The organism is Catellatospora tritici (assembly GCF_019083965.1).
Classification (GTDB): Bacteria; Actinomycetota; Actinomycetes; order Mycobacteriales; family Micromonosporaceae; genus Catellatospora; species Catellatospora tritici.
In genome coordinates, this window is record NZ_JAHRCY010000025.1 from 77,388 (window position 1) to 103,486 (window position 26,099).

Genomic DNA, 26,099 nt, shown 5'->3' on the forward strand with positions numbered 1-26,099 from the left:
CCAGTCCCTCCCCGGCACCCCGCCGCGAGTTATCCACAGGCGCGAATCAGTTCGTGACGCGCGGCACCGGCGTCGATTACGGTCACGCCAGGGGCTCCTGGGGAGGGACTTTCATCGATGCCCGCGTTAGCATCTCCGATTCCACATCCACTTACGTTCTTCGATGCGCCTGATTGGGCGTACACCGCCCTCGAGTGGGTCGTCGGGGTCGACTGGCCCGAGGGCGACGAGGCGGCCATGCGCGAGCTGGCCGACGACTGGCACGCCGCCGGGCAGGCGATGGGCCCGCTGCTCGACGATGCCGACGACGCCGTACTGGCCGCGATCGCCGCCAACGGCGGTGCCGACGGCGAGGTCGCCACCGCCATCCGCGGCCTGTGGGCGCAGCTCGGGCGCGGCGGCGACGACGCCGCGATCGGGGCGGTCACCGAACTGCTCGGCGAGTTCGGCAACCTGCTCGACGCGGGCGCCAACGACGTCGAGAGCGTGAAGATCGAGTTCTACGTCGAACTCGGCCTGCTGCTCATCGAACTGCTCACGCTGGCCGCGACCGCCACGGTGACCCTCGGCGCCTCGATGGCCGGCGCGGGCCCGGCCATGCTGGGCACCCGCTTCGCCATCCACCAGGCGCTGAAGGCCGCCGCCAAGCGCCTCATCGAGCGCGGCGCCCGCAAGGGCCTCACCAACCGGCTCAAGCACGCCGTCCGCGACCGCATCGCCCAGCGGGTCCGGTCCAAGGTCGTGCTGGAGATGGGCGAGGAGGCCGTCGAGGAAGCGGTCGAGGAGTCGGTCACCTCGCTGGGCACCCAGGTCTACCAGGTGAGCTCCGGCAACCGCAGCGGCCTGGACGGCCTCGACCTGCTGACCTCCGCCGGGTACGGCGCACTCGGCGGCAGTGTCGGCGGACTGGCCTCCCTGGGCCGCCGCCACGCCGGAAGCCTGCTCGGCAGCTACACCGAGCACTCGCTGCGCGGGGCGGGCGGCGAGATCCTCGCCGAGAGCGCCATCGGCCTGGTCAGCGGCCAAGGTGTCAGCCTGCAATCGCTCGGTATGGCCGCCACCTCGGCCACCACCGGCGCGATCACCGGCAACACCCACCACCTGGCCAACCATCACCTGGCCGCCACCCACCTGCCCGACCTCTACGGCTTCAAGCTCGCCGATCTCCACGCCGATGGCCTGCCCACCCCCGCGGTTGCCGCCACCGGCGCAGCCGCGGGACTCGCGACCTTCGACACCTCCGGCGCGACCTGCGTTCCGCACCCGGCCACCGACTCCGGCGCGACCGGCGTTCCGCACCCGGTCACCGACTCCGGCCCGCCCGTCACCGCCGAACCGCCGCGACCGCACGAAGCATCCGACCCAGCCGGATCCGCATCCTCCTTCGCGACCGCCGACCAGCACACGCCATCCGCCGCCGCCTGGCCGCATGAGCCCGGCACCGCTGGGGATCAAGCCCCGGCGCCCACTGGTGGCGATGCCAACCCGACGTCGGGCGAGTACGCCGACGGCAGCCTGCCCGATCCGCAGCGGACCACCGGTACCGTCACAGCCGACGCGGCGACCACGAATACCACCGCAGGGCAGCACTACGACGCGGTCGGCTGGCCGGACTCGCCATCACCGACCAGCGGACCCACGCAGGCACAACCGGTGCTCGCCGAGGTGATGTTCGGCGACCCGGACGGCGGCACGCGCGACTCGCTCGGACTCGGCAACGCCACCACGCGCGACCTGAACCTCGACGCCAAGAGCCTCGGCCAGGAGCGCGCACGCATCAACGCCGCGCTGCCGCAGACGGTGCTCCTGCCGCCGACCGAACTCAACTACACCCAGCGCGCCGCGGCCGTGAAGGTCGACGACCAGACCTCGGTCGCGCTGGAGACCCGGTACGCGCTCAACCGCTGGTCCGGGCTGCCGATCCACGCCGTACGCTGGGGCGACGGCAGTCTCGCCGCGCTGGACAACGAGCGGCTGCGCGCCGCCCGCCGGGCCGGGCTGGACCGGGTGCCGGTCGCCGTACACCGGCCGTCCGAGCGGCTGTCGGACTGGCCGCACGAGTTCACGGCCAAGCAACTCGCGGCGCTCGCCCCGACCGTCGACATCCGGCGGCGCCCCGACGGCAGCCTGGTCGTCGGCGGCAGCGTCGGCGAAGTGGTCCATCCACGCGGCGTACCGCCGCGTACCTGGGGTGAGCTCGCCCTGTTCCAGGCCGCCCAGCAGCGCAGCCTGCTGCCGACTCAGCTGTACGGCACCAGCCACGAACCGATGCTGCTGCCGCCGCCACCGTCGCAGCGACGGCCACTCGGGCGGCGCGTGCAGGCGGCACTGCGCAACCTGATCCGGGGCGCCGAAACCACGGCCCCGGTGGTCGAGGCCGACCTGCGCGGACTCGGGCTGACCACCTCCGGGCAACCGCACGTCATGTCGTACGAGACCCTGGCCGCGACGTTCCTCGACGAGAACGACCGCTTCCACCAGGACCTCGGCACCTTCGTCGCCAACCACGGCGACCGCGTACTGCGCCTCACCGTCGAGCTGCCCGACGGCGACGGCTACCCCGCCGGTGTCGAGTCGTCCCTGGCCGGGATGCTCGAACGCGGCTACGGGCAAGTCGGACCGATCCGCAACCTGTGGGCCGACGGCAACCAGCGGTACGGCGTCGAGGCGACCCTGCGCACCCCACAGGGCCAGCGCTTCCAGGTTCGGTTCACCACCGCCGCCGCGCTGGAGGCCGACCGTCGCACCGAGGGCCTGCACGAGGTGCTGTGGCGCGACGACGAGCGCCCGGCCCGGCGCGTACACGCGCTACTGCAGATCATGGCGGTCAACCGCGAACTCGGCCTCGACACCACCCTGCCGCAGGTGCCGACGGGCTGGCCGTCCCCGCAGGGCACAGGCCTGGGGAGCTGGATCGTGGACAACCGAGCAGACTGGGCCGACTACCAAGCGTGGTTGGATTACCACGGCCGGAGCTTCTCCGACGTCGTCGCGGAGTTCGGGCTCACCACCGCAGACCTGATGAAGGGGACCGATGGACACCCAGCGCGAGCTGTACTACTACGCGCTCTATCGCACGGCACAGGGCTGGCGGACGGGCGAGTCGCCGGTGGGGATCGTGGTGGAGACGACGGAACCGGGCCAGGAGTACCGCTACCACGCCATGATGTGGAGCCACCGGAACCGGGGCTGGGACTACGACCCGGCGGGGGCGCGGCGGATCATGCGGGACGAGACGTACCGGGAGCGACGACTGCCGATCGACCGGGCGCAGGCCGAGGCGGCGACGCCGGGCTTCACGGACGGGGAGCAGCTGCCGGACGAGGACACGATCCGGTGGTTCTTCCAGTGGCAGGGGAACCCGCCCCGCAACTGACCGCCACCTGGGACCAGGCCGGGCACCTGCTGCCCGGCGACGGCAGCGGCTATCGCGTACACCCGGATGAGGCCGACCACCTGCGCGTCGTCCCCGAAGCGGTGGTCCGCTGGGCCGCCCGCATCGCCCCACTGGGCATGACCGAGACCCAGTTCCGGCAGTTCACCGTCACCCTGGCCGAAGCCCTCGCCGCTCGCGGCATCACCGCCGACCATGTCGACGCCCGGCTCAAAGGCTCCTCGGCGGAGTTCTTCTCCGGCCCGCACAAGGCCATGCCGCACGAGAGCGACCTGGATTTGCGCAAACGAGGTCATCGTCGCGCGGCCGGGAGGCTGCGCTCCTGGTTCGCCGACCGCCAGCGGCCGCAGCGACGCCCGTTCGACTCCATGTACCGGCTTAGCCTCGACCAGGAACCCAGCGACTACGACCTCCAGCTGTCCAGCGACGCCATGGCGGTCCGCACCGATCAGATCCGGCGGCTGTTCTTCCCCGACTCGCCGCTCAGCAACGACAAGTACAACTTCCTGAACAAGTCGAGCATCGAGATGGCCTTCCCCGAGCTCTACCGCTGGGCGCGGACCTGGGAACTGGAACTCGGCCGCGAGGTCGCTCCGGCCGTCTTCGGTTCGGCCGGACCGCCCGACAAGTCACCGGGCCAGTCGTCGCACTTCCGCGACACGGACTGGGTCGTCGACCTCGACCCTGGACCCGATTGGTCCGAACGCGCCAGACGCCGGGCCGCCGCCCACACGCTGCCCGAAGTCGCGGCAGCGGTGCGTCGCCTGCAGGTGGCGGGACCCGATGTCGCGGTCGATCCCGACGAACTCATCCGCGCCGTACGCGAGAACGACGACGTGGTGGACCTCCTACTCGACTCGCCGATGCTCCGACGGGCGCTGACCGACCAGCCGGACGTGCTGCTGCGCCTGTCCCGGACACCGCAGGCCGCGGCCGCGCTGCACCACGCCGTGTTCACACGCGACACCCCGACCACCGACACCCTCACCACGATCGCCGACCACCTGCGCGCCGACCTCGACGGGAGCCACCAGTGACCATCCAGACCTCGTTCCCACCCTGCGGACCAGCCGAGATGCTGGCCCGGCTGCGGGCGGTGACCATCCACCTGCGAGGCACCCTCACCGCGCAGACGCTTGCCGAACTGTGCCGACCGCTGTCGTTGCGGCCCGTCGCCGACCCACAGGACGGCAGCGTCGAACTGCTCGCCTCGCGCGAGCTGCCCGTCGCGGACTGCCGGGGGCGGCTTGAGCTGCTACGCGGCACCGCCGACGGGCGGTGGGCGGTCGAGCTGCGCGTCGACCGGCTGCGGGTCAGCGCGGCCGAACCGCCGCTGGTCGACGACGAGACCGTACGGCAGCACATGCACGAGCTGACCCAGGCCGTGATCCTGGTGTGCGAGCACTTCGGACTGGCGCTGGCCGACATGGGAGTACGGCCCGACGCGCCGATCGCCGACAGCGCCACCGAGCCACAGCCCCGGCGGTGGTTGCTGCGGTTCCGGCATGTGATGACGCCGGCGGCGCTGGAGACGTTGCGAGGGCGCATGGGGATGCTGCCGTACGGGGAACTCGGGGCGCCGCAGGACGTGATGTTCGGGGATGTGTTGACGGCCGTGGGCGGGGAGGGGGTGGTGGTGGATCTGACGCGTACGCCGGGGACGGACTGGTGGTGTCTGGGGGTGGCGATGTTCTCGGCCCGGGACGTGGCGGAGCTGGGCAAGGCGGTGGCGCCGATGGTGGAGCAGGGGAAGCTGGCCATCATGGAGATCGGGTCCAGTGTGGACGCGTACGAGACCCGGTGAGCAGGAGAATGACTGTACTGAGAGTGGCCGATCAGTTACTCTGCCCGATGGCCGGGGACAGTTTGTCGTACAGAACATCCGCAGGGGGAGGCGTCGATGTCTGAGAAACCGTTGCGACAGCAGGTCAAAGTCGACCTGGTGGGCCTGAAAGAGGTCGCAACTGCTGTGCGCGACCAGACCGCGAAGGAACTATCGCCAGGTCTAGAGCGATGCAACAAGCTCATGCAGCATGGCGTGCGGTTCGGATTGCGGTCGCCCAGCGGTCCTGGATACGCCGCCCGCCACGCCTTCGCCGCCACGCTGACAACTCACTTTCACAACGGTGAGGCTCACCTGCAGACAGCCGCCGCGTTGTCATTGGCGATCGACAACATTCTCACTCACTACGCAGATGCCGACCACGTCGCCGCCGCGAAGCTTGAGACTGTCGACGCACTGCTAGCGCAAGCCGCAGCGCTGGTCAGGCCATCATCCCAGCCAAGCCAGAACCCCTACGGCAGGGGTGACCAGGAATGATCCAAGCCAAAAAGCTCATGCGCCCGTTGCCGCAAGGCCTGCCACCTCAACCCATTTGGCCGTACCGGGACGTTGAGTGGAACTCCTATGACGTGCCACGCATGTGGGACATGGTGCACGGTGAGGACGACCCACTGGGGTGGGAACAGATTCAGGGATTCCGCCAGCTGAGCGAATTGATTGACAGCCATGTTGCAGCGCTTGAGAGACAGCGGGAGCAACTTTGGAACGCCTGGCCGCCAGAAAGCACACCCGCGGCAGGCGTGCTTCTCCGAGCCGTTGAGAAGCACATCAATGCCCTGAAATCAGATTCCTTGGCCGCTGGAACGACCTCTCACGGCCTGAGCGGCATCATGACCAGCCTCGCTGGGGCCAAGAAGCAGATGAGGCCCTTGGCCGAGGAATGGTTCAGCCACACCAGCTACCGCACGCGGCCTGGACCGTGGTGGAACCACATCGCCGAGCGCCTCAACAACGAGGCGCGGGCGATCATGGCTCAGAGTGATGCCGATGTCAACGCTTACCGCTCAAGAATCATCCTGCCCGTAGCGGTCATTCCACCCGCGTATTCGAAAACTGAAGCCATCAAAGACGGTTCTACGGACGATGAACAGACACGCTCGGGAGTCGGCGGCCGGTTCACCCCAAACCGTCCGGTGCCTCCTGTACCAGGCTACCCACCGATTGTCGGATCCGGTCCAGACTTGGAAGGCTTGCCGACGGAGATCCCGCTGAGACCAGGGCAGCCTATCTCGATGCTGCCCATCATGCCCGGAAACCCATACGTACCGGGCGGTGGCGCCTACATCCTCCCCGGTCCGGGTGTTGGCGCTGGCGGATATATAGTCCCGATGCCCACTCAGGCTGGCAGTGCTACAGGTTACGGGGCCGCCGCATTGGGCGCCCGAAACGCGTCTGGGAACAGCATGATGCCGATGCCTATCCCCGGAGGGGCCGGTGCTGGCGCCCGTGGCGCAGGTGGCAACGGTCACTACCGGCGGCAAGCAGACACTATCTGGCCGGTGCGCCAAGGCGTCCCTCCGATCATCGCACCCGACGCAGCGTCACCTTCAGAAGCCATCGACAGAGAGACCACCGAAGCTTTCCAACAGTGGTATACCGAACTCGCTATGCCATGGCGGCTGGACGGCGAGGACGGCCCCGCACCGACCGTCACTATCAGACGAGGGGTAGATGTGAATTGACGAGACAACTCCAGCGGATATTTGTGTTGGCGCTCGCATTGGCAATTGTCGGCGGCAACGCAGCCAGCGGTCTAGCGGCACAGGCAGCCGATGAAGTCGCTGACGGTCAGTGGTTTCATAACTACCTGCACACGACTGAAGCACATCGGACGACCGACGGCACTGGTGTACTGGTCGCCGTACTTGACACTGGCGTTGCCCATCACCCTGATATAGACGCGTCCATGGTGCCGGGGTTCGATATCACCGGTGTCGGCAGTCCCGACGGCCGGACGGACACAGACGGACATGGCACATCAATGGCCGGCCTCATCGCAGCCAACGGGCGGGTGCATGGCATCGCACCAGGCGCAAAGGTCATGTCGGTCCGAGTTCAGGAAAGCGGAGAGGGTGGCCTTACAGGACGAGGGTCGTTAGAAGCTGGCATCCGGTGGGCGGTCGAGCACCATGCCAGTGTCATCTCGATCTCACTTGGAGGCGAGTTCACCATCACGGTCCGAAATGCACTCGTGATGGCGGCAGAAGCAGATGTCGTCGTCGTCGCTGCGGCTGGAAACACGCCCGAAGCCGGTCAGGTGGAGTATCCAGCCTCACAGCCTGGCGTTATCGCAGTGGGTGGAGTCGATCGTAACGGTAACCATTCCAAAATATCGGTGAACGGCAAGGAACTTGTCATCGCAGCACCCAGTGACGACATCTCATCCACGTATCTCGCCGGGAAATGGGGACATGGAAGCGGCACCTCCAACTCGACTGCAATTGTCGCAGGAGCTGCGGCCTTGATCCGGTCCAAGTATCCCGACATGTCCGCCACCGAGGTCATCCACCGGCTCACGGCCACCGCCACCGACAAGGGCCCCAAAGGGCGGGATGACCAGTACGGCTATGGCGTGATCAACCTCGTAGCCGCCCTCACCGCCAACGTCCCCCCGCTCACCCCATCAGCAGCCCCGAGCGCCGCCGCCCCTTCCACCCCGCCAACCACGAATGCCGAGGCCCCCGCGGACAAACCGCTGAACCTCGGCATCCTGCTCGCAGGTCTGGCAGGCCTACTAGTCCTCGTAGCCCTCATCGCCGGTGCCGTCGTCATCGCCGGCCGCCGCAGCTGAAGCCCCGCGCTTCCGATCGACGAGCTTGAACAGGGCCGCCGTCTCCCCGGCATTGAGCCGACGATGGCGGCCCGCCCGCAGGTCCCCCAGCTTGATCGGCCCGATCGCCGTACGCACCAGCCGCTGCACCGGGAATCCGACCGCGTCGAACATCCGCCGTACGATCCGGTTACGCCCCTCATGCAGCGTCACCTCGACCAGCGCCAGCTTGTCGATCGCCTGCACCAGCTTGAACGCGTCGAGCCGGGCGGGCCCGTCCGACAGCTGAACACCGGCGAGCAGGTCCCGTCCGACCGCCCTCGGCAGCGGTCCGACCAGCTCCACCAGGTAGGTCTTCGGCACCTCGTACGACGGGTGCATCAGCTTGTGCGCCAGCCCTCCGTCGTTGGTGAGCAGCAGCAGCCCTTCACTGTCGGCATCGAGCCGCCCCACGTGGTACACGCGGGTGGTCAGATTGCCGAGGTAGTCCGCGACCGCCTCGCGGCCCTTGTCGTCGGCCATCGTCGACACGACGCCGCGCGGCTTGTTCATCGCGAGGTACACCAGGCGGCTGTCGGTGACTATGCGCTGCCCGTCGACGTGGATGACATCGTTGACCGGGTCGGCCTTGTCGCCCAGCTTGGCGACCTTGCCGTTGACGGTGACGCGCCGTGCGGCGATCAGCTCCTCGCTGGCCCGCCGCGATCCGACACCGGCGGCGGCCATCACCTTCTGCAGGCGATCCAGGCCCTCGGTGTCAGCGCTGCTCATCGGCGATCTCCTCAACGTTGTCTGGCAGGAATGGTGCCAGTGGCGGAAGCTGGTCGACCGAGTCGAGGCCGAGCTTCTCCAGGAACAGGGTGGTGGTGCGGTAAAGGTAGGCGCCCGACTCGGGTTCGGTGCCGCACTCTTCGATCATCCCTCGGGTGACCAGGGTGCGGACGACACCGTCGCAGTTCACGCCACGGATCGCCGAGATCCGTGAGCGGGTGACCGGCTGCTTGTACGCGATCACCGCCAGCGTCTCCAGCGACGCCTGCGTGAGCCGCAGCTGCTGCCCGTCGAGCACGAACCGCTCGACATACGGCGCGTAGTCGGCGCGCGTGTAGAGCCGCCAGCCACCGGCCGCACGGCGAAGATCAAAACCCCGGTTCTGCCGGGTGTACGCGGCGGACAGCTCGATCAGCGTCGCCGCGATCTCCTCCGCGGGCATGTCGAGCACCTGCGCCAGCGTCAGCTCGCTCACCGGCTCGTCGACCACCAACATGATCGCCTCCAGGGCCGGTACCAGGTCCAGCGGCGACAGCCCAGGCGCCGCCACTCCCAGCTGCGCGGATGCGGCCGCCACCGGCGATGCGGCGACTGGCCCGGCACCACCGGTCGACGCCCCGCCGAAGATCTCGGCATCGAAGGTCGCGCTGTCGACGGTCTCGACCCCGACCGTCCCGGCCGGGGATTCCAGCGCACCGGACGGATCGGCATCGGGAACATCGGCGCTGGAGACGTCACGGACAGGAAGGTCGCCGCCCGAGACGGCATGTCCGGACGGCGCGGAGAGGTCATCACCGAAGAGGTCGCTGCCAGGGACGTCGCCGATCGGCGGATCGGCGGCTGCGACATCGGCCTCGACGGCCTGCGCCGCATCCGCCACGGGCTCGAAGTCCTGCTCTAAGACCCGCTCCTGCTCGGAGACCGTCGCCTCGGCCTCGTCGGCCCGCTGCCGGGGGACGAAGACATCCGTCTCGCCGGTGACCGCTTCGACGAGATCATCGTCTCCGGTCACCACCTCGCAGCCAGCCTCCGCCGCCGACACGAACTCGCGATCATCGTCCAGCTCAGCCGCCAGGCCCTCCGGCCGAACCGGATCGGCCGGATCCGGATGATCGGCGTCGGTGGTCACAACCTCGACCTCAGCCGAAGAAGCTGCCCCAAAAGCGCCATCAAGCAGCGGCGGGGCCATCGAGGCGTCCTCGGCGACAGCCGGAAGATCGGCTTCCGAGGCCACTTCCTCGGCCTGCGGCCCACTTTCTGACCTCAAGCCGTGATCATGGTCCGCCGCAGCCGGCTCACGCCCGTCAGCCGCCGCGTCGCCATCAACCGCGGCGTCGCCGCCAGCCACGTCGCGGTCGCCTGGCGCGGCGCGGTCGCCCGCCGCGTCGCCGTCAGCCGCCGCGTCGCCGGGGCGGTCGGAGGAGTCGTCGGGGGCACCCTCCGGCGTGGGCCGGGCCCACGGCGGCACCCACGCCGCTGCCTGCTGCTGCAGCGATTCCTGGTCACTCATCGTCGTCTCCCCCACCCTCGCCGGGCTCTTCCTCCGGCTCGGTCTCCTGCTCAACGGTCTCCGCGTCCGCGGCGGCCATGGCCTGGCGCGCGTCGCCGTCGCCGTCGTACTCCTCGACCGCCAGTTCCACGTCGACGGCCTCTCCCCCGATCCAGCTGACGGTCAGCTCGCCGAGCGCCGTCTCCTGGTCGAACGCGATCAGCCCTTCCCGGTACAGCTCCAGCAGGGCCAGGAACCGGGCGACGATCTCCAGCGTGTTCTCGCATTCGGCGGTGAGCTCGCGGAAGGTCGCCTTGCCGAGTTCGAAGATCCGGTTACGCAGGATCTCGGCGTGTTCGCGGACGCTGACCCGGATCTGGTGGATGTGCGCGACCGACACGGTCGGCACGACCTTGGGGGTGAACGCCCTGAGCGCGAGTTTGGCCAGCCGGTCGGGGCCGATGCCGAGCACCAGGTCGGGCAGGGCCTCGGCGTACTGGGGTTCGAGGGCGACGGCGCGGGGCCAGCGGCGTGCGCCGTTGACCTCGAGGTCAGCGATGAACGCGGCAGCCTGCTTGAACGCCCGGTACTGCAGGAGCCGGGCGAACAGCAGGTCGCGGGCTTCGAGCAGGGCGAGGTCTTCCTCGTTCTCGACCTGGGCGGCGGGCAGCAGCCGAGCGGCCTTCAGGTCGAGCAGGGTCGCGGCGATGACCAGGAATTCGCTGGCCTCGTCGAGGTCCCATTCCTTGCCCATGGCGCGGATGTGGGCGATGAAGTCGTCGGTGACCCGGTGCAGCGCGACCTCGGTGACGTCGAGCTTGTGCTTGCCGATGAGCTGCAGCAACAGGTCGAAGGGGCCTTCGAAGTTGGTGAGCCGTACGGTGAAGCGCCCGGAACCGGACGGTTCGGCGGACTGCTCGGCCGCCGGGGCGGCCGTCACCAAAGGATCACTCACGTCGGACAGTATCCCAGCAGCTCATGTCGACCGCGCAGGCCGGTCGGCCCGTTTGACGCGGCCGTTCAGCGCCGGGCGGCCTCGGCCGCGATGACCTCGCGGGCGAGCTGGCGGTAGTTGCGGGCGCCGGAGGAGGCCGGGTCCAGCGACGTGATCGGCGCACCGGCGACGGTCGACTCGGGGAACTTGACCGTCTTGGTGATCACGGTCTGGTACACCTTGTCGCCGAACGCCTCGACGACCCGCTGCAGCACCTGGCGGCAGTGGGTGGTGCGGCTGTCGTACATGGTGGCGAGGATGCCCTCGAGTTCGAGGTCGAAGTTGAGGCGCTCGCGCACCTTGTCGATGGTGTCCAGCAGCAGGGCCACACCGCGCAGGCTGAAGAACTCGCACTCCAGCGGGATGAGCACGCCGTGCGCGACCGTCAGCGCGTTGATGGCGAGCAGGCCGAGCGAGGGCTGGCAGTCGATCAGGATGTAGTCGTATTCCTTGCGCACCGACTTGAGTACCCGGGCCAGGGCCATCTCGCGGGCGACCTCATTGACGAGCTGGATCTCGGCCGCGGACAGGTCGATGTTGGCGGGCAGCAGGTGCAGCCCGGCGACGTCGGTCTTGATGATGACGTCCTCGGCGGTGACGTCGTCCTGCATGAGCAGGTTGTAGACCGACAGGTCGAGGTTGTGCGGGTTGACCCCGAGGCCGACCGACAGCGCGCCCTGGGGGTCGAAGTCGACCAGCAGCACCTTGCGGCCGTACTCGGCCAGGGCGGCGCCCAGGTTGATGGTGGTCGTGGTCTTGCCGACGCCACCCTTCTGGTTGGCCATCGCGATGATGCGGGACGGGCCGTGGCGGTCCGTCGGCATCGGTTCGGGGATCTCCTTGCGCGCCGTGTAGGCAGACGGATCCGCTGGACCCAGGTCAGCACCGAGGTCCAGAGCGGACTGTTCCGCTCGTAGCGTCGAGGTCCATGCCTCCGCGCGCCCGTTGCCTGCCATCTCCGTTACGCCCTTCCCGACGACTTCCGACCGTCCGGTTCAGGCGCCGTCGTGAGTCGGGCCATCAGCTTCCCAACCGGCCGTTTGTTGTCGTCGTCGTCCGACTGTACGTCACCGAAGAGCTTCGGCGTACCGCACGGCTCGGCGTGTCGGCCATACAGGATCTCGACATGGTGACGGCGGCGGCCCAGGCCGCCGCCGCCGTCAGAAATGTGCTGGTCAGAGCAGGTCGTCGAGGCTGACCGGGGTGAGGCCGTGCGCCTCGGCCACCGGGCCGTAGACGATCTCGCCCGCATGGGTGTTCAGGCCGAGCGCCAGCGCCGGGTCACGGCGCAGTGCCTCGCGCCAGCCGTGGTTGGCCAGCTCCACCGCGTACGGCAGGGTGACGTTGGTCAGCGCGTAGGTGCTGGTGTGCGGCACCGCGCCGGGCATGTTCGCCACGCAGTAGAAGATGGACTCGTGCACCTTGTACACCGGGTTGGCGTGCGTGGTGGCGTGGGAGTCCTCGAAGCAGCCGCCCTGGTCGATCGAGATGTCGACGAGCACGCTGCCGGGCTTCATCCGGGACACGAGGTGGTTGCTGACCAGGGTCGGGGCCTTGGCGCCCGGCACCAGGACCGCGCCGATGACCAGGTCAGCCTCCAGCACGGCCTGCTCCAGCTCGAACGAGTTGGACATGACGGTGCGGACCTGGCCGCCGAACTGCTGGTCGACCTCGCGCAGCTTCTTGATGTTCTTGTCGAGGACGGTGACCTCGAAGCCCAGGCCGTGGGCGATGGTGGCGGCGTTGAGGCCGGACACGCCCGCGCCGATGACGACCGCCTTGGCGGGACGCACGCCGGGCACGCCGCCGGGCAGCACGCCGCGGCCGCCCGCGAACTTCATCAGGTGGTACGCGCCGACCTGCGGGGCGAGCCGACCGGCGACCTCGCTCATCGGGGCCAGCAGCGGCAGGGCGCCCTCGGCGGTCTCGACGGTCTCGTACGCGATGCCGGTGACCTTCTGGGTGATCAGCGCGTCGGTGCACTCCTTGGACGCGGCCAGGTGCAGGTAGGTGAACAGCACCTGCCCCTCGCGCATGCGGTGGTACTCCTCGGCGATGGGCTCCTTGACCTTGAGCACCAGCTCGGCCTCGGCCCACACCTCGTCGGCGGTGTCGAGGATGCGGGCGCCCGCCGCGGTGTACTCGGCGTCAGTGATCGACGAGCCCAGCCCGGCACCCGTCTCGATGACGACGTCGTGCCCGTTGCGGACGAACTCGTGGACGCCCGCCGGGGTGATCGCCACCCGGTACTCGTGGTTCTTGACCTCGCGGGGGATACCGACCTTCACGATGCACCTTCCTCGATACCTGCTGCCGGAGTGCCGTCGGCGCCGTTGCCGGCGGTCCACCCCTGCGGCGGCAGTCTAGGCTCGGCGCGAGCGCCGGGAGCCTTGACAGAGTGCTAGGCGATGCGCCATCGGCCTGACACTGTGTTGCGCATCCTCGGTAGGATCGCCGCCCGCAGCTGTCCTCCAGGATAGTGCCGAAAAGGAAAAATGCCTTTTACGGGGTATGCCGGAAGTCACGCCCACGCTCTCGACGACCCGGATTCGTGCAGTTTCGGGGAACCTGCGCGAATACCAGCGGTTATTCGCGCAGGTTCCCCGAAACTGCAGCCGCCCCTACCCGCGTCGGCGCGAGGGCGGCCGCCCCGTCAGCGCGGGAGGGGTGCGTCGGCGGGGCGCAGCCCGGCGAAGCCGGTGTCGCGGGCGCGCGCGGCGGCGAGCAGGCCCGCCACGGCCGCCGCGTTGGTGATCCGGCCGTCTGCGACCATGCCCAGCGCCTCGTCCAGCGGCACCCGGGACACCTGCATGTCGGCCTCCTCGTCGCCGCGCACGTGCCGGTCGGCCTCCGGGATCTCGGCCAGTTCCCGGGCCAGGAACACCCGCACCAGCTCGTTGGAGAAGCCGGGCGAGGTGTGCAGGTCCACCAGCAGGTCGACGCGGGCGGCGGTCAGGTCGGCCTCCTCGGCCAGCTCCCGTAGGGCGGCGGTGGCCAGGTCCTCGCCGGAGACGTCCATCAGTCCCGCGGGCAGCTCCCACAGGTAGCGGCCGACCGGGTGGCGGTACTGGCGCACCAGCACCACCCGGCCCTGGTCGTCCAGGGCGGCGACCACGACCGCGCCGACGTGACTGACCACGTCGCGTGGCGCCACCGAGCCGTCCGGCATGGTCACGCGGTCGGTGCGCACCCGGAAGACCCGTCCGGTGAACCGGTCGGTGCTGTCGACGACGTCGTACACCCGTACCCCCTCGAAAGACGAGACGGCCGCGACCGGCCGAAAAGGCCTGGTCGCGACCGCCGCGTGGTGTGTGGTTGTGGTGCCTAGCGCGGTGCCGCCACCGGCTCGGCCGCCTCGGCCACGCCCGGCAGCTGGTCGGCCTGAGCATAGGTGATGGCCGCACCCACGAGTCCACTGAAGAGCGGGTGCGGGCGCGTCGGACGGCTCTTGAGCTCCGGGTGCGCCTGCGTGGCCACGAAGTACGGGTGCAGCTCCCGGTTCAGCTCCACGAACTCGACCAGGCGCCCGTCGGGCGAGGTGCCGGAGATCTGCAGGCCCGCCTTGGCCAGCGCGGGCCGGTAGGCGTTGTTGACCTCGTACCGGTGCCGGTGCCGCTCGCTGACCTCGGTGCCGCCGTAGACCTCGGCCACGATCGAGCCCGGCGTCAGCTTCGCCGGGTAGGCGCCCAGGCGCATGGTGCCGCCCAGGTCGCCCTTGCCCGCGACGATGTCCTCCTGGTCGGCCATGGTGGAGATCAGCGGGTCCGGGGTGCGCTCGTCGAACTCCAGCGAGCTGGCCTTGGCGATGTTGGCCACGTGCCGGGCGACCTCGATCGCCATGCACTGCAGGCCCAGGCACAGGCCCAGGGTCGGGATCTTGTTCTCGCGGGCGTAGCGCACCGCGCCGATCTTGCCCTCGATGCCGCGTACGCCGAAGCCGCCCGGGATCACCACGCCGTCGACGTGCGCCAGCGCCTTGGCCGCGCCCTCGGCCGTCTGGCAGTCGTCGCTGGGCACCCACTGCAGCTTCACCTTGGCCCGGTGGCCGAACCCGGCCGCCCGGATCGCCTCCGACACCGACAGGTACGCGTCCGGCAGGTCGATGTACTTGCCGACCAGCGCGATGGTGACCTCGTGGATCGGGTGGTGCACCCGCTCCAGCAGGTCGTCCCACGAGGTCCAGTCGACGTCGCGGAACGACAGGCCCAACCGGCGCACCACGTACGCGTCCAGGCCCTCGCGGTGCAGCACCTTCGGGATGTCGTAGATGCTCGGCGCGTCCGGGGCGGCCACGACCGCCTCGACGTCGACGTCGCAGTACAGCGCGAGCTTGCTCTTGACGCTGGCCGGGATGTCCCGGTCGGACCGACACACCAGCGCGTCGGGCTGGATGCCGATGTTGCGCAGCGCCGCCACCGAGTGCTGGGTCGGCTTGGTCTTCAGCTCACCCGACGGCGCCAGGTACGGCACCAGCGAGACGTGCAGGTAGAAGATGTTGTCCCGGCCGATGTCGTGCCGGATCTGCCGGATCGCCTCCAGGAACGGCAGCGACTCGATGTCGCCGACCGTGCCGCCCACCTCGGTGATCACCACGTCCGGGGTGCGGCCATGGCCGTCGGGCTCGGCCATGGCCCGGATCCGGGACTTGATCTCGTTGGTGATGTGCGGGATGACCTGCACCGTGTCGCCGAGATACTCACCGCGCCGCTCCTTGGCGATCACCGCCGAGTAGATCTGGCCGGTGGTGACGTTGGCCTTGGCCGACAGGTCCCGGTCCAGGAAGCGCTCGTAGTGCCCGACGTCGAGGTCGGTCTCGGCCCCGTCCTCGGTGACGAAGACCTCACCGTGCTGGAACGGGTTCATCGTCCCCGGGTCGACGTTCAGGTACGGGTCGAGCTTCTGCATGACCACGCGCAACCCGCGAGCGGTGAGAAGATTGCCGAGGCTGGAGGCCGTGAGGCCCTTGCCCAGCGAGGAGGCGACGCCTCCAGTGACGAAGATATGTTTGGTCGTCCGCGCTGCTACCACGGGGTTTCACCCTAACACGGCCACCGGGTTCATCCGGCGGCTACGTCCCGGAAACCCCCACCGGGGTGTCGGTGCTCACCGACTCCTCCACGATCCGGGTCCGGTCGGCGGCGTGCCCCAGCACCCGCATCGCCCCGAGCGTGAGCAGTGGCAGCGCGGTGGCCGCGGCGGTGCCCGCCACGTTCAGCGCCGCGCCGCCCAGCAGGCCGCCCAGCACCGAGGAGACGGCGATGCCGACCACGGCGGCCCGGATGGGCGGGTAGATGCCGTAGAGGCGCTTCAGGCCGCCCCACGGGCGCATCAGCACCGCCCACATGAACACCGCCGCCACCAGTGCCAGCACCGTCAGCGGGCTGGTCACCAGCGCGATGCGGTTGCCGCTGCCGAGCCGGTTCAGGGTCAGCCCGGACGTGCCCTCGGCCCACTGGGCCAGGAACCGGCCGAGGCTGCCCTGCTGCTCGACCGGACGGTGCAGGTCGACGTAGGCGAAGCCCACGGTGACCACCAGGCCGATGCCGAGCGCGACGGCCAGACGGCGGAAGCTCAGCCAGCCGCCGGGGCACAGCGCGGCGGTGAGGCAGACGCCCGCGGTGAGCGCGATCGCGCCGCCCGCGTCGGCACCCCAGGCGGGCGTGCCGACCAGCAGGATCGGCACCACGCCGACCCCGGCGACCACCAGCGGGCGGCGGCGCTGCGGCACGAGCTGCGCCAGGCACGCCGCGCTGAGCAGGACGGCGGCGAAGAACACGCCCATGCCGACCATGCCGATCCCGGAGTAGCGGCCGCCTTCCAACGCCGAGTAGCCCGCGACGCCGTTGAGCTGCAGCCGGGCCCCGGTGATCAGATCCAGGCCGACCACGGCGGTGGCGATGGCCGCGACCGCCCCGACCGGGCCGAGGGTGCGGGTGCGGGAGACGGGCAGCCGTACCGTGATCAGGGTGAGCACGGCCAGCACGGCGCCGGTGATCGCGAAGAAGATCAACCCGCGCTGCCCGAAGCGCCACCATGGCACGATGCCGGTGATCATCGCCGCGGGCACGGCCAGGGCGGCTCCCACCAGCAGCAGCTCCAGCAGGCGCACCAGGCGCTCGGGGGGCGGGGTCGGGCCGGTCGGCCCGGCGTGGCGGTAGCTGCGCCGCAGCAGCGGCACCACGGCCGCGAACAGGCCGATCTGGGCCGCCGCCAGCAGCAGGAAGAACCAGGCCGACACGGTACGCGCGGCGGCTGCCTGCCGGTCGGCGTCGGTGCCCGCCGCGGTGGCCTCGCCCAGGTCGTCCGGGCGGCCCAGCGCGTGCGCGGCCGGGTGCCCGGCCATCACCTTCTTGGGCACCTCCCGGCCGAGCAGACTCAGCGCCGTCGGGGCCAGGTCGACCAGTTCCAGGTAGCCCGGCCGCCCGGTGCTGGCCGAGGTCAGCCAGCCGCCGCTCCAACCCTTGCCGTCGGCGATGACCACGTGCAGGCGGGAGGTGCGGTCGGTGTCGGAGACCCCGGCCACCAGCAGGGTGGACCGCTCCGGCCGCGCCGCCAGGATCTTGGCCAACAGCGCGTCGGCCGCCTCGACCTGCTTGGCTCGACGCTGTGGCGTGAGCCCGTCCACCGCGCCCAGGTCGATGATGCTCAACACGCACTTCGACAGCGTCGACGTCGGGTCGGCAGGCAGCTCGGGGGCGTACCGGTCGACGCGGCCGAACGAGCGCGCCGCCGCCACCGCCGCGCCGGGGCCGATCGCGGTGGTGCAGCGCACCGACTCGGCCAGTGCCCCGGGCACGGTGCCGAACGACAGCTCCCGCTGCCGCTCCGCCACCGTGTGCTGGTCGGGCAGGGACGCCCCGATCGCGTCGGGCCGCTCGATCGCCACGTCCAGGCGCGGGCACACCTCGGCGACCTCGCTCCTGGTCCGCTCGGCGTAGTTACCCGCGCCCAGGGTCAGCCAGCCGTCGCCGGGGCAGGTCGGCACGTGCGCCGACCGGGTCGACAGGGACCCGATCGCGCCGCGCTCGGCCAGCGTCCACAGCGTCGGGGTGCGCTCGACGTCGATGTCGTCCCAGCGCAACCCGGCCGCACCGGCGATGATCACGTAGTCGGACTCGTCGTCGGCGAGCGGGACCGCGGTCGGGGCGGCCGTGGCGGGGATCGCGGACGCGCCGAGGCCGAGCAGTGCCAGGAGCGAGACGACGGCGGCCAGGAGGAGGGGTGGCGGCCTGAGCATCAGCCCTGACCCGCCCGGTCGGTCAGCTCGGCGTAGACCTCGCGCAGCTCGGACATGGTTGCCGCCTCATCTGGCCAGGTCGCGGCCTGCGCCCGGCCGCGTTCGGCCAGGCTCGCGCGGGCCTCGGGGTCGGCCAGCAGCTTGCGTACGGCCGTGTCCAGCGCGTCCGGGTCGTTCGGCTCGATCAGCATCGCGCCGTCGCCGACCAGCTCGGGGATGCCGCCGACGGCGGTGGCGACCAGCGGCAGGCCACCGGACAGGGCCTCCTGGGCGAACAGTTGCCGCGCCTCCCACACACTGGTGACCACGGCCAGGTCGGCGGCGGCGATCAGGTCGCCGACGTCGTTGCGGTGCCCGAGCAGGGTCACCGGCGCGCGCAGCTGCGAGATCTGCGCCGCCAGGTCGAGGTAGGTCGGGCCCTCTCCGGCGATGAGCACCCGGGGGGTCGGGGTGAGGTCGCGCCAGCGCGCGGCGACCGAGACGAGCACGTCGTACGCCTTCTGCTCGTGCAGCCGCCCCACGGACAGGATCAGCGGCGCCCCGTCGGGCACGCCCAGGCCGGCGCGCACCGAGGCGGTGCTGCGGCGGGTGCGGCGCAGCGCGGGCGCGGCCACCGGTGCCAGGCGCGCGTCGGCGGCGCCGACGGCTTTGGCTCGGGTGACCAGGTCGGCCGAGGCACCGAGGGTGACCGTGGCGGCGCGGGCGACCAGGCGCTCGACCAGGGTGTGCACCCGGCCCTTCAGTCCGGCTCGCAGCGGGGCGTTGTGCCAGGTCACCACGAGTGGGCAGGTGGGGCGGGCCAGCGCGGCGGCCATACCGGCGCGCAGCCCGTGCGCGTGCACCACATCCGGTCGCACCGCGGCCAGTTGGGCGCGCACCTGCCGCACCGCGCGCATGTCGCTGGGGTGCAGGTTGGCCGGGATCTCCACCGGGTGGAACCGGGCACCACGGTCGGTGAACCGGAAGTGCTCCTCGGTCGCGGCGGGGCCGCACACGGTGACGGCGCATCCGGCCCGGGACAAGCCCTCGGCCAGGCTCGCCACATGCTGGCCGATGCCTCCGATGCTGGAGGCGAGCACGAGCATGACGCTGCCGGTCCAGTCCTGCCCCGCGGTCACGACCACACCCCGATCCTGGGCCTGCCCTCGTTCAGCCTGCTCCACCTGCTCGCGCACGTCCTGTCCGTCCCTCCGCCGCCGACCCGTCCGGGCGGTCCGCCTGATCGGCCGCCCGCCGAGGATTGCTCGACGGCTCCCCGTAGCCGGTCACGTCACCGTCGCCCGCGCCGCGTCACCCGCTCGATCAGGGGCCGCAGGTCCGGCCGGTCGAGCAGGGCGCACACGCACAGGTACACGGCGAGTGACACGCCACCGGACAGCATGCCCTGTCCGATCACAGCAATGATGCCTGGGGTCGGCCCGATCACCACCCGCCCGGCCTCCCAGCCGACGGCCGCGCCCGCCAGAGCCGCCACACCGGCGGCCAGACCGGCCCTCACCAGGCCGGACAGGGCGGGACCGCCCACCCGGGCACGGACCGCCACCGCCAGCGCCAGGCCCATGACGAGCATGCCCAGCGAGTTCGCGGCGCCCAGCGCCACCGCGCGCTCGTGCTCGGGCAGCACCGCCGACAGCACCAGCGCGGCCACCACCGTGACCGTCCAGCCCGCGCCGACCCCGAGCGCGGCGAGCCGGTTGGCGCCGACGGCGTACAGGGTGCGCTGGTGCAGCGCGGCCAGGCCGTAGCCGAGCAGGCCGGGCGCGAACGCGACCACGGCGCGGGCCAGCGCGGGCGCCGACGTGCCGGGCAGCATCAGCTCGGCGGCCGGGGTGGACACGGCGATCAGCCCGGCCGTGCCGAGCCCGCTGAGCAGCAGCACCGCCCGGCCGGTCCGGGCCGTGGTGACGCGCAGCCCGGCGGTGTCGGCGGTGGCGTGCGCGGTCGCGATCGCCGGGTACGCCGCCGTCGCGGCGGGCACCGCCAGCACCGCCCACGGCAGCAGGAACAGCGTCTGGGCGAAGTTGTAGACAGTGTTGGTGCCGTCGGGGCCGTCCAGCGCCAGGTGGATCACCACGAGCAGCGCCAGCTGCTGCGCCGCGACGGTGGCCAGGCCCGCCGCGGCCAGACTGCCGATGCGGTAGCGGACGTCGGGCTCGATCCGGTACGTCGGCCGTAGCCCCAGCCGCAGCCGCCCCACCGGGATCACCAGACACAGCGACAGCACCACCACGCCCAGCGTGGTGCCCCCGGCCAGGATCGCCAGCGCCCGCCCGTCGACGGTGGACAGCGGCGCGCTCGCCCCGGCCACGGCCGCGAAGGTGAGGTACGTCGCGATGACGGTGAGGCTGGACAGCAGCGGCGCCAGCACCGGCCAGGCGAACCGTCGGTGGGCGTGCAGCACCCCGGTGAGCACGATGCCGATGCCGTACAGCGGCACCTGCGGGGCGAAGACCCGCAGCATGTCGGCGCCCGCCGTGAGCTGCGCCGGGGTCGCCTCGGAGGCGAGCAGCCCGATCACCAGATCGGCGCCGAGCCACAGCAGGAACGCGATCGGGATCAGCGCGGTCAGGGTCCAGGTGAGCAGCACCGAGACGGTGCGGCGGACGGCGGCGCGGTCACCGGCGGCCAGCGGCCCGGCCAGCAGCGGCACCACCATGCCCGCCAGCGCGCCACCGGCCACGATCTCGAAGATGATGTTGGGGATGGTGTTGGCGGCCAGGTAGATGTCGCTGAGCTGCTTGTCGGTGACGGTGTGCCCGAAGACGTAGGTACGGGCGAAGCCCGCGATCCGGCTCGCGACCGTCAGCATCGCGATCAGCGTCGCGGCACCGGCGATGCGCGCCGTCGCCGGGCCGCCGGAGGCCGCGGCGCCGACGGGGGTGTCGGCGGCCACGGTCATTTCGCGGTGTTGCGAGCAGCGCGCGCCCGGGTCGGCTTGGGCTTGGCCGCCGGGGTGACGGCGGCCTCGGTCACGTCGACTGTCGCGTCGTCGAGTTCCGGCGCCTCGGCCGGGACCTGCTGCTCGACCACGGCCGCCACGACGGCTGCCGGTCCGGTCGGCTGGTCCAGCACCGTGGGTCTGCGGATGGCCGGGACGCGGTCGGCGGGCAGGCGGCCGAAGGCGTCGATGTCGCGCAGCACCGGCGTACGCTCGATGACCTTGGTGAAGCTGACCTTCTCGCTGGCCAGCGTCAGCGCGGTGATCCCGGTCAGCAGCACCGCGCGCCCGAACAGCCCGGTGCGAGCGGTGGCCGCGACGCCCAGCAGCGCGCCGAGGGAGTTCGCGCCCGAGTCGCCCAGCATGATGTTCTCGCCGAGGTCGTCGGGGAGCAGGCTCACACTCGCGCCGACCGGACCCGCGGCCAGCCCACCGGCACGCGTGGCGGTCAGCGGCACGCCGAGCAGCACGCCCGCCTTCAGCGCCCGGCCGGGGCGCAGGTCGAGCAGGTTCATCAGGTTGGCGCTGCCCGCGATCACGCCCGCGCCCAGCGCCACCTCGGCCAGCCGTCCGGCCCGGCCGCGCCCACGTCGGTTGGGCAGCAGCGCGGCGGCCGCGAGCGCGCCCGCGCCCACTCCGGCGATCTTGACGAGGCCGCTGGTGACCCGGCCCTCGCGCAGCGCGCGCAGGTGGCCGCGGAAGCCCTTGTCGCCCTTCTGGTCGGGCCGGGCGCCCACGATGTCGTCGTAGAGGCCGACCGCGCCCGCCGACAGGCCGGCGGTCACGGCGGCGGCGCCCGTGCGCACGTCGCCGGCGCCCAGGGCGCTGGTAAGACTGGCCGACACGGCCAGAGCGGGACCGCCGGCCAGGGTCACCTTGCGGCCGCGGAAGTTGGTGCGCTCGAGCTGACCGGCCTGAGGCCGGGTGTTCACCGTACGCAGCGCGGCCCGGGCGCCATAGGCGCCCAGGCCGATCAACGCTGCCCTAGCCAGCAGGCCCAATGTTCAGCTCACTTCGCCTCTTGGGGCAGCAGGGCGGTCGCGTTGGTGCCGACGCCGTAGTGCCCGGCCTTGTTGTCGGAGATCTGCTCATAGATGGCCAGCGCCGTGGCGACCTGGCCCTGCGCGGTGTCGGCGTTGTCGACCGTGGAGATCGTCTTGGCCAGCGTGGCGTCGTCGCGCACCTCGAGCATCAGGTTGCCCTCGCCGCCCAGCACGCCCGCCACCGCCGCGATCCCGGCGTGGTCGAACTGCACCGCGGTGGTGACCACCGACGCGTTCTTGCCCGCCGCCTGGCTGTCGGTGTACGGCGACCCCGACACGATCACGACCGCCTCGGCGGGACCCGAGATGGTGCTGTCGAAGTTCAGGTAACCGAGCTTGTTGAACGCGGTCAGCACGGCCTGCCGGTCCGGGTTCGGCACCGTCGGCGAGCGGTCCAGCAGCACCGCCGCCAGCAGTGCGCTGGCGGTCTCGACGCCGTCGCTGTTGGTGGGGATGGCCGAGGTCGGCACCGTGGCGGGCTCGGCCTTGCTGGCCAGATCCAGCAGCTCGGCGCTGTTGTCGGGGTTGAAGAACTTGTCCTGCAGCTCGACCGTACCGACGATCTTGGAGTCGGCGGTCTTCAGCATCGCGGCCACCCCGGGCACGTGGTCACGGCCCGACGGCAGTGACAGCAGCACCACCCGGCGGCCGGTCAGCTTGCCCTTGAGCATGATCGGGGCGGCCTCGGTGACGAACTGCTCCTCGCGGTTGGCCTGATCGCGCAGGCCGGTGACCTGGTCACGCAGCTGCGAGTTGGTCTTGCGCAGCGCGTTGACGTTGTCCTCCAGCGCGTCGGCGGCGGGGCCGTTCAGCGCCGCCGTACCGACCACCAGGCCGATCGCCAGGGCCAGGAAGACCGCGGTCATCGACACCACGTGGTATCGGAAATTGATCACGTCGAAACCTATCGTCCCGGGATGCCTAGAAGAGTTTCTGGAGGTTGAACATCAACGCGTCCCAACGCTCGGCGGCCAGCGACAGGTACGCCTTGCCGACCGTCGACACCGCCACCGCCGCGGCCATGGCCGCGATCGCGGACAGTACCAGCAGCAACAGCGAAGATCCTGAGATGCTTTGGCGGTACAGCCGGCTCACGCCCTTGGCGTCGACCAGTTTGCCACCCACCCGCAGCCGGGTGAGGAACGTCGATGCCATGCCGCCCCGGCCCTTGTCCAGGAACTCCACGAGCGTGGCGTGCGTGCCGACCGCGACGATCAGGGTGGCGCCCTTCTCGTCGGCCAGCAGCATCGCGATGTCCTCGCTGGTCGCCGCGGCCGGGAAGGTGATCCCGGACACGCCCAGCGAGTGCACGCGGTCCAGACCGGGCGCCCGCCCGTCCGGGTACGCGTGCACGACCACCTCCGCGCCGCAACGCAGCACGTCATCGGTGACCGAGTCCATGTCCCCGATGATCATGTCGGGGGTGTAGCCCGCCTCGACCAGCGCGTCCGCGCCGCCGTCCACGCCGATCAGCACCGGCTTGAACTCGCGGATGTAGGGCCGCAGCACGTCCAGGTCGGCCTTGTAGTCGTAGCCGCGCACCACGATCAGGCAGTGCCGCCCCGAGATCTGGGTCTTGACGTCCGGCACGCCGACACCGTCGAGCAGCAGCTCGCGCTCCTGCTTGAGGTACTCCATGGTGTTGGCGGCGAACGCTTCCAGCTGCACCGACAAGCCCTCACGGGCGTCGAGCATGGCCTTGCTCACCGTGTCGGCGTCCTGGCGCGTCCCATGCGCCACCGGCTCGCCCTTGACGTAGACGGTGTTGCCCTCGATCCGCACCGCGTCGCCCTCGCGGATCTGCTGGAACACCCCCTCGCCGAGATCGTCGATCAGGGTGATGCCCGCCTCAACCAGCACCTGCGGACCCAGATTCGGGTACCGGCCGGAGATGGACGGCTTGGCGTTGAGGACCGCGGCGACCCCTACGGCAACGAGGGAGTCAGCCGCGACCCGGTCCAGATCGACGTGATCGATCACGGCGATCTCACCCGGGCGCAGACGACCGACCAGACGTTTGGTCCGGCGGTCAAGCCGTGCGGTGCCGGTGAGGTTTCCCGGTTCGGCAGTCCGGGTCCGGCGCAAGGTGGGAAGACGCATCGCTGCCATCCTGGCATGTCAGTTCGGGGTTGGCGCGTACGACACCCCTTGATCGGCCGATACCGACCGAATTGTGATGCAGGAAATGTGCTGGACACCGCATCGACGTCGGCGCGTCGCGCTACCAGCGCCAACCCGCCGCCAGGGCCCGCACCCGGGGCGGCACCGCGGCGGCGGCCCGGACCAGCGCGGGCAGCAGCGGCCACGCCAACCGGACGAAAGCCACCACGAAGAACGCCAGCTCCGCCCAGCGGAACCAGGGCAGCACGGGTCGGTGCCACAGCGGATACCACAGGTCGCTCTCCACCACCCCGAACCGGCAGTAGTCCTCCTGCGGACTGGCCGGGTCGTAGCAGCGCGGCGGCGCTGTGGTCTCGAACACACTGCTGTTCGCGGCCACCCACACCGACAACGCCAGCACCGCCAGCAACCCCAGCCGCGCCAGTGGACGCGGATCGGGGCGGTGCAGCCACACCGCCAGGCCGAGCGCCGCCGGGAACACCGCCACCAGGAAGAACCGCGGGCCCCAGTACAGGTCGCCACTCCAGGCCCACCAGTTCGCGTACACCAGGGCCAGGCCCAGCACGAACAACCGCCAGCCGCGCAGGATCGCGGGCAGGTCGAGCCGGTCGGGGTCATACAACCCGGCCAGCCGGTCACGCACTGGCAGGAACAGGGCGGGTACGAAGAACACCAGCCCCTTGCCGAACGACAGCATGATCGCCAGCAGCCCCAACACCATCGGGAAGTCGAACCGCTCCCCCGTGTAGCCCTGCTCCAGCGGATCACCCCGGCGCAGCCACGCCTCGGCCAGCACCAGCGCCAACGCCGCGACCACGGCCAGGCCGTAACGCAAGCGGCGCGTGCGCACGGCCCGGTCGCCCAGCGCCAGCCCCAGCCCCGGCAGCGCGGCCGGGGTGTTCGCGGTGCCCAGCACCAGCCCCGCCCAGCCGAGCGCCCGCAGCACCGGTCCACTGCCCACCCGGTAGAGCACCACCAGGCCCAGCACCACCGCCAGCGCGGTGAACATCTCGCCATAGAAGTTCGCGATGTGCGCGGGCACCATCCCCGCCACGACCAGCAGCAACAGGAACCGGCGCAGCAGGACGCGGTCGATCCGGTCGCGCAGCAGCAGGTGCAGCGCGAGCAGGCCCAGCCCGAACAAGATCAGATTGTGGTATCGCAGCAACTGCTCCGCGCCCACCGTCGCCCGACCCAGCCACCACAGCGGCGCCGCGAACAGCGGCCCGACCAACGGGTACCGGTCCGCGGACAGGCCGCCGCCGGACAGCAGGCGGGACAGGGCGTCGTACCGGAAGAGGCCGTCGCCGGTGATCCGGTGCCGGGCCAGCACCATCGTCAGCAGACCCACCGCGAGCAGCACATAGTCCAGCCGCGCGGCGGACCGGTCCGCACGCGGTGCCGTACCGGCCGCGGCGGCGACCTTCACGTCGACGGCCCCAAGCACGCGCGCACGCTAACAGAATTCCCCACCCCACACGGCCCCGAGCACGCCGTCC

At 70.8% G+C, this 26,099-nt stretch carries 18 protein-coding genes and 1 pseudogene; 5 read left to right on the forward strand and 14 right to left on the reverse strand.

From position 1 onward, the window contains the following. The first annotated feature begins 117 nt into the window (after positions 1-117). The 5 genes from KUA19_RS35830 (at position 118) to KUA19_RS35850 (ending at position 8,028) form a co-directional block, all read left to right on the forward strand. The gene (locus KUA19_RS35830) at positions 118-4,431 is read left to right on the forward strand and encodes a WXG100-like domain-containing protein (protein ID WP_217403352.1); all 4,314 of its coding nucleotides are present in this window, start codon (positions 118-120) and stop codon (positions 4,429-4,431) included. After that, the gene (locus KUA19_RS35835; RefSeq protein WP_217403353.1) at positions 4,428-5,198 is read left to right on the forward strand and encodes a hypothetical protein; all 771 of its coding nucleotides are present in this window, start codon (positions 4,428-4,430) and stop codon (positions 5,196-5,198) included. The genes KUA19_RS35830 and KUA19_RS35835 overlap by 4 nt, the downstream gene beginning before the upstream one ends. A gap of 96 nt (positions 5,199-5,294) precedes the next feature. Next, a complete protein-coding gene (locus tag KUA19_RS35840) occupies positions 5,295-5,714 on the forward strand; it encodes a hypothetical protein (RefSeq protein WP_217403354.1) in 420 nt (139 codons plus the stop codon). After that, positions 5,711-6,919 (forward strand): hypothetical protein, encoded by a 1,209-nt coding sequence (locus KUA19_RS35845; RefSeq protein ID WP_217403356.1) that lies wholly within the window; start codon positions 5,711-5,713, stop codon positions 6,917-6,919. Before KUA19_RS35840 ends, KUA19_RS35845 begins: the two co-directional genes overlap by 4 nt. Further along, positions 6,916-8,028 (forward strand): S8 family serine peptidase, encoded by a 1,113-nt coding sequence (locus KUA19_RS35850; RefSeq protein WP_217403359.1) that lies wholly within the window; start codon positions 6,916-6,918, stop codon positions 8,026-8,028. The genes KUA19_RS35845 and KUA19_RS35850 overlap by 4 nt, the downstream gene beginning before the upstream one ends. Here the strand turns inward: KUA19_RS35850 and KUA19_RS35855 are convergent. From KUA19_RS35855 to KUA19_RS35920, 14 genes and pseudogenes are all read right to left on the reverse strand, one after another. After that, positions 7,972-8,778: a pseudouridine synthase gene (locus KUA19_RS35855; RefSeq protein WP_217403361.1), complete on the reverse strand. Its 807-nt coding sequence runs from the start codon at positions 8,776-8,778 to the stop codon at positions 7,972-7,974. The two genes, KUA19_RS35850 and KUA19_RS35855, sit on opposite strands and share 57 nt — an antisense overlap. Beyond that, on the reverse strand, positions 8,765-9,604 hold the full coding sequence (gene scpB / locus KUA19_RS45260) for an SMC-Scp complex subunit ScpB (RefSeq protein WP_443623190.1): 840 nt from the start codon (positions 9,602-9,604) through the stop codon (positions 8,765-8,767). Before scpB ends, KUA19_RS35855 begins: the two co-directional genes overlap by 14 nt. 676 nt (positions 9,605-10,280) lie before the next feature. Then, a complete protein-coding gene (locus KUA19_RS35865) occupies positions 10,281-11,222 on the reverse strand; it encodes a segregation and condensation protein A (RefSeq protein ID WP_308167838.1) in 942 nt (313 codons plus the stop codon). 65 nt (positions 11,223-11,287) lie between these two features. Next, positions 11,288-12,217, reverse strand: a complete 930-nt coding sequence (locus tag KUA19_RS35870; RefSeq protein WP_212831028.1) for a ParA family protein — start codon at positions 12,215-12,217, stop codon at positions 11,288-11,290. Between the two features lie 219 nt (positions 12,218-12,436). Beyond that, a complete protein-coding gene (gene ald / locus KUA19_RS35875; RefSeq protein WP_217403366.1) occupies positions 12,437-13,549 on the reverse strand; it encodes an alanine dehydrogenase in 1,113 nt (370 codons plus the stop codon). Between the two features lie 365 nt (positions 13,550-13,914). Beyond that, a complete protein-coding gene (locus tag KUA19_RS35880; RefSeq protein ID WP_308167839.1) occupies positions 13,915-14,502 on the reverse strand; it encodes an NUDIX domain-containing protein in 588 nt (195 codons plus the stop codon). Between the two features lie 83 nt (positions 14,503-14,585). Further along, complete coding sequence (pyrG, locus tag KUA19_RS35885; protein WP_217403368.1) at positions 14,586-16,289, reverse strand: CTP synthase; 1,704 nt, start codon at positions 16,287-16,289, stop codon at positions 14,586-14,588. A gap of 40 nt (positions 16,290-16,329) precedes the next feature. After that, positions 16,330-18,498, reverse strand: coding sequence for a hypothetical protein (locus tag KUA19_RS35890; RefSeq protein WP_254550632.1), 2,169 nt, complete (start codon positions 18,496-18,498; stop codon positions 16,330-16,332). After that, positions 18,498-19,583, reverse strand: a complete 1,086-nt coding sequence (locus tag KUA19_RS35895) for a glycosyltransferase family 4 protein (RefSeq protein WP_217403395.1) — start codon at positions 19,581-19,583, stop codon at positions 18,498-18,500. Before KUA19_RS35895 ends, KUA19_RS35890 begins: the two co-directional genes overlap by 1 nt. Before the next feature lie 185 nt (positions 19,584-19,768). Beyond that, a complete protein-coding gene (gene murJ, locus KUA19_RS35900) occupies positions 19,769-21,397 on the reverse strand; it encodes a murein biosynthesis integral membrane protein MurJ (protein WP_254550633.1) in 1,629 nt (542 codons plus the stop codon). 212 nt (positions 21,398-21,609) lie between these two features. Next, positions 21,610-22,437, reverse strand: a pseudogene (locus KUA19_RS35905) (hypothetical protein); the annotation flags it as partial. An 8-nt stretch (positions 22,438-22,445) separates the two neighbouring features. Beyond that, complete coding sequence (locus KUA19_RS35910) at positions 22,446-23,375, reverse strand: copper transporter (protein WP_217403369.1); 930 nt, start codon at positions 23,373-23,375, stop codon at positions 22,446-22,448. Positions 23,376-23,400: 25 nt separating this feature from the next. Continuing rightward, entirely contained in the window at positions 23,401-24,579 is a 1,179-nt protein-coding gene (gene steA, locus KUA19_RS35915) for a putative cytokinetic ring protein SteA (protein ID WP_217403370.1), read from the reverse strand. A 121-nt stretch (positions 24,580-24,700) separates the two neighbouring features. Further along, positions 24,701-26,047 carry a hypothetical protein gene (locus KUA19_RS35920; RefSeq protein ID WP_217403371.1) on the reverse strand — a complete coding sequence of 449 codons (1,347 nt, stop codon included), beginning with the start codon at positions 26,045-26,047 and terminating at the stop codon, positions 24,701-24,703. Between the last annotated feature and the right edge of the window lie 52 nt (positions 26,048-26,099).

What these genes read in the sequence shown, in the direction of transcription:
- KUA19_RS35830 (WP_217403352.1), top strand. Translation starts at nt 118, where the DNA reads ATGCCCGCGTTAGCATCTCCGATTCCACATCCACTTACGTTCTTCGAT.
- KUA19_RS35840 (WP_217403354.1), top strand. Translation starts at nt 5,295, where the DNA reads ATGTCTGAGAAACCGTTGCGACAGCAGGTCAAAGTCGACCTGGTGGGC.
- KUA19_RS35845 (WP_217403356.1), top strand. Translation starts at nt 5,711, where the DNA reads ATGATCCAAGCCAAAAAGCTCATGCGCCCGTTGCCGCAAGGCCTGCCA.
- KUA19_RS35855 (WP_217403361.1), bottom strand. Translation starts at nt 8,778, where the DNA reads ATGAGCAGCGCTGACACCGAGGGCCTGGATCGCCTGCAGAAGGTGATG.
- KUA19_RS35870 (WP_212831028.1), bottom strand. Translation starts at nt 12,217, where the DNA reads ATGGCAGGCAACGGGCGCGCGGAGGCATGGACCTCGACGCTACGAGCG.
- KUA19_RS35890 (WP_254550632.1), bottom strand. Translation starts at nt 18,498, where the DNA reads ATGCTCAGGCCGCCACCCCTCCTCCTGGCCGCCGTCGTCTCGCTCCTG.
- KUA19_RS35895 (WP_217403395.1), bottom strand. Translation starts at nt 19,583, where the DNA reads ATGCTCGTGCTCGCCTCCAGCATCGGAGGCATCGGCCAGCATGTGGCG.
- murJ (WP_254550633.1), bottom strand. Translation starts at nt 21,397, where the DNA reads ATGACCGTGGCCGCCGACACCCCCGTCGGCGCCGCGGCCTCCGGCGGC.
- steA (WP_217403370.1), bottom strand. Translation starts at nt 24,579, where the DNA reads ATGCGTCTTCCCACCTTGCGCCGGACCCGGACTGCCGAACCGGGAAAC.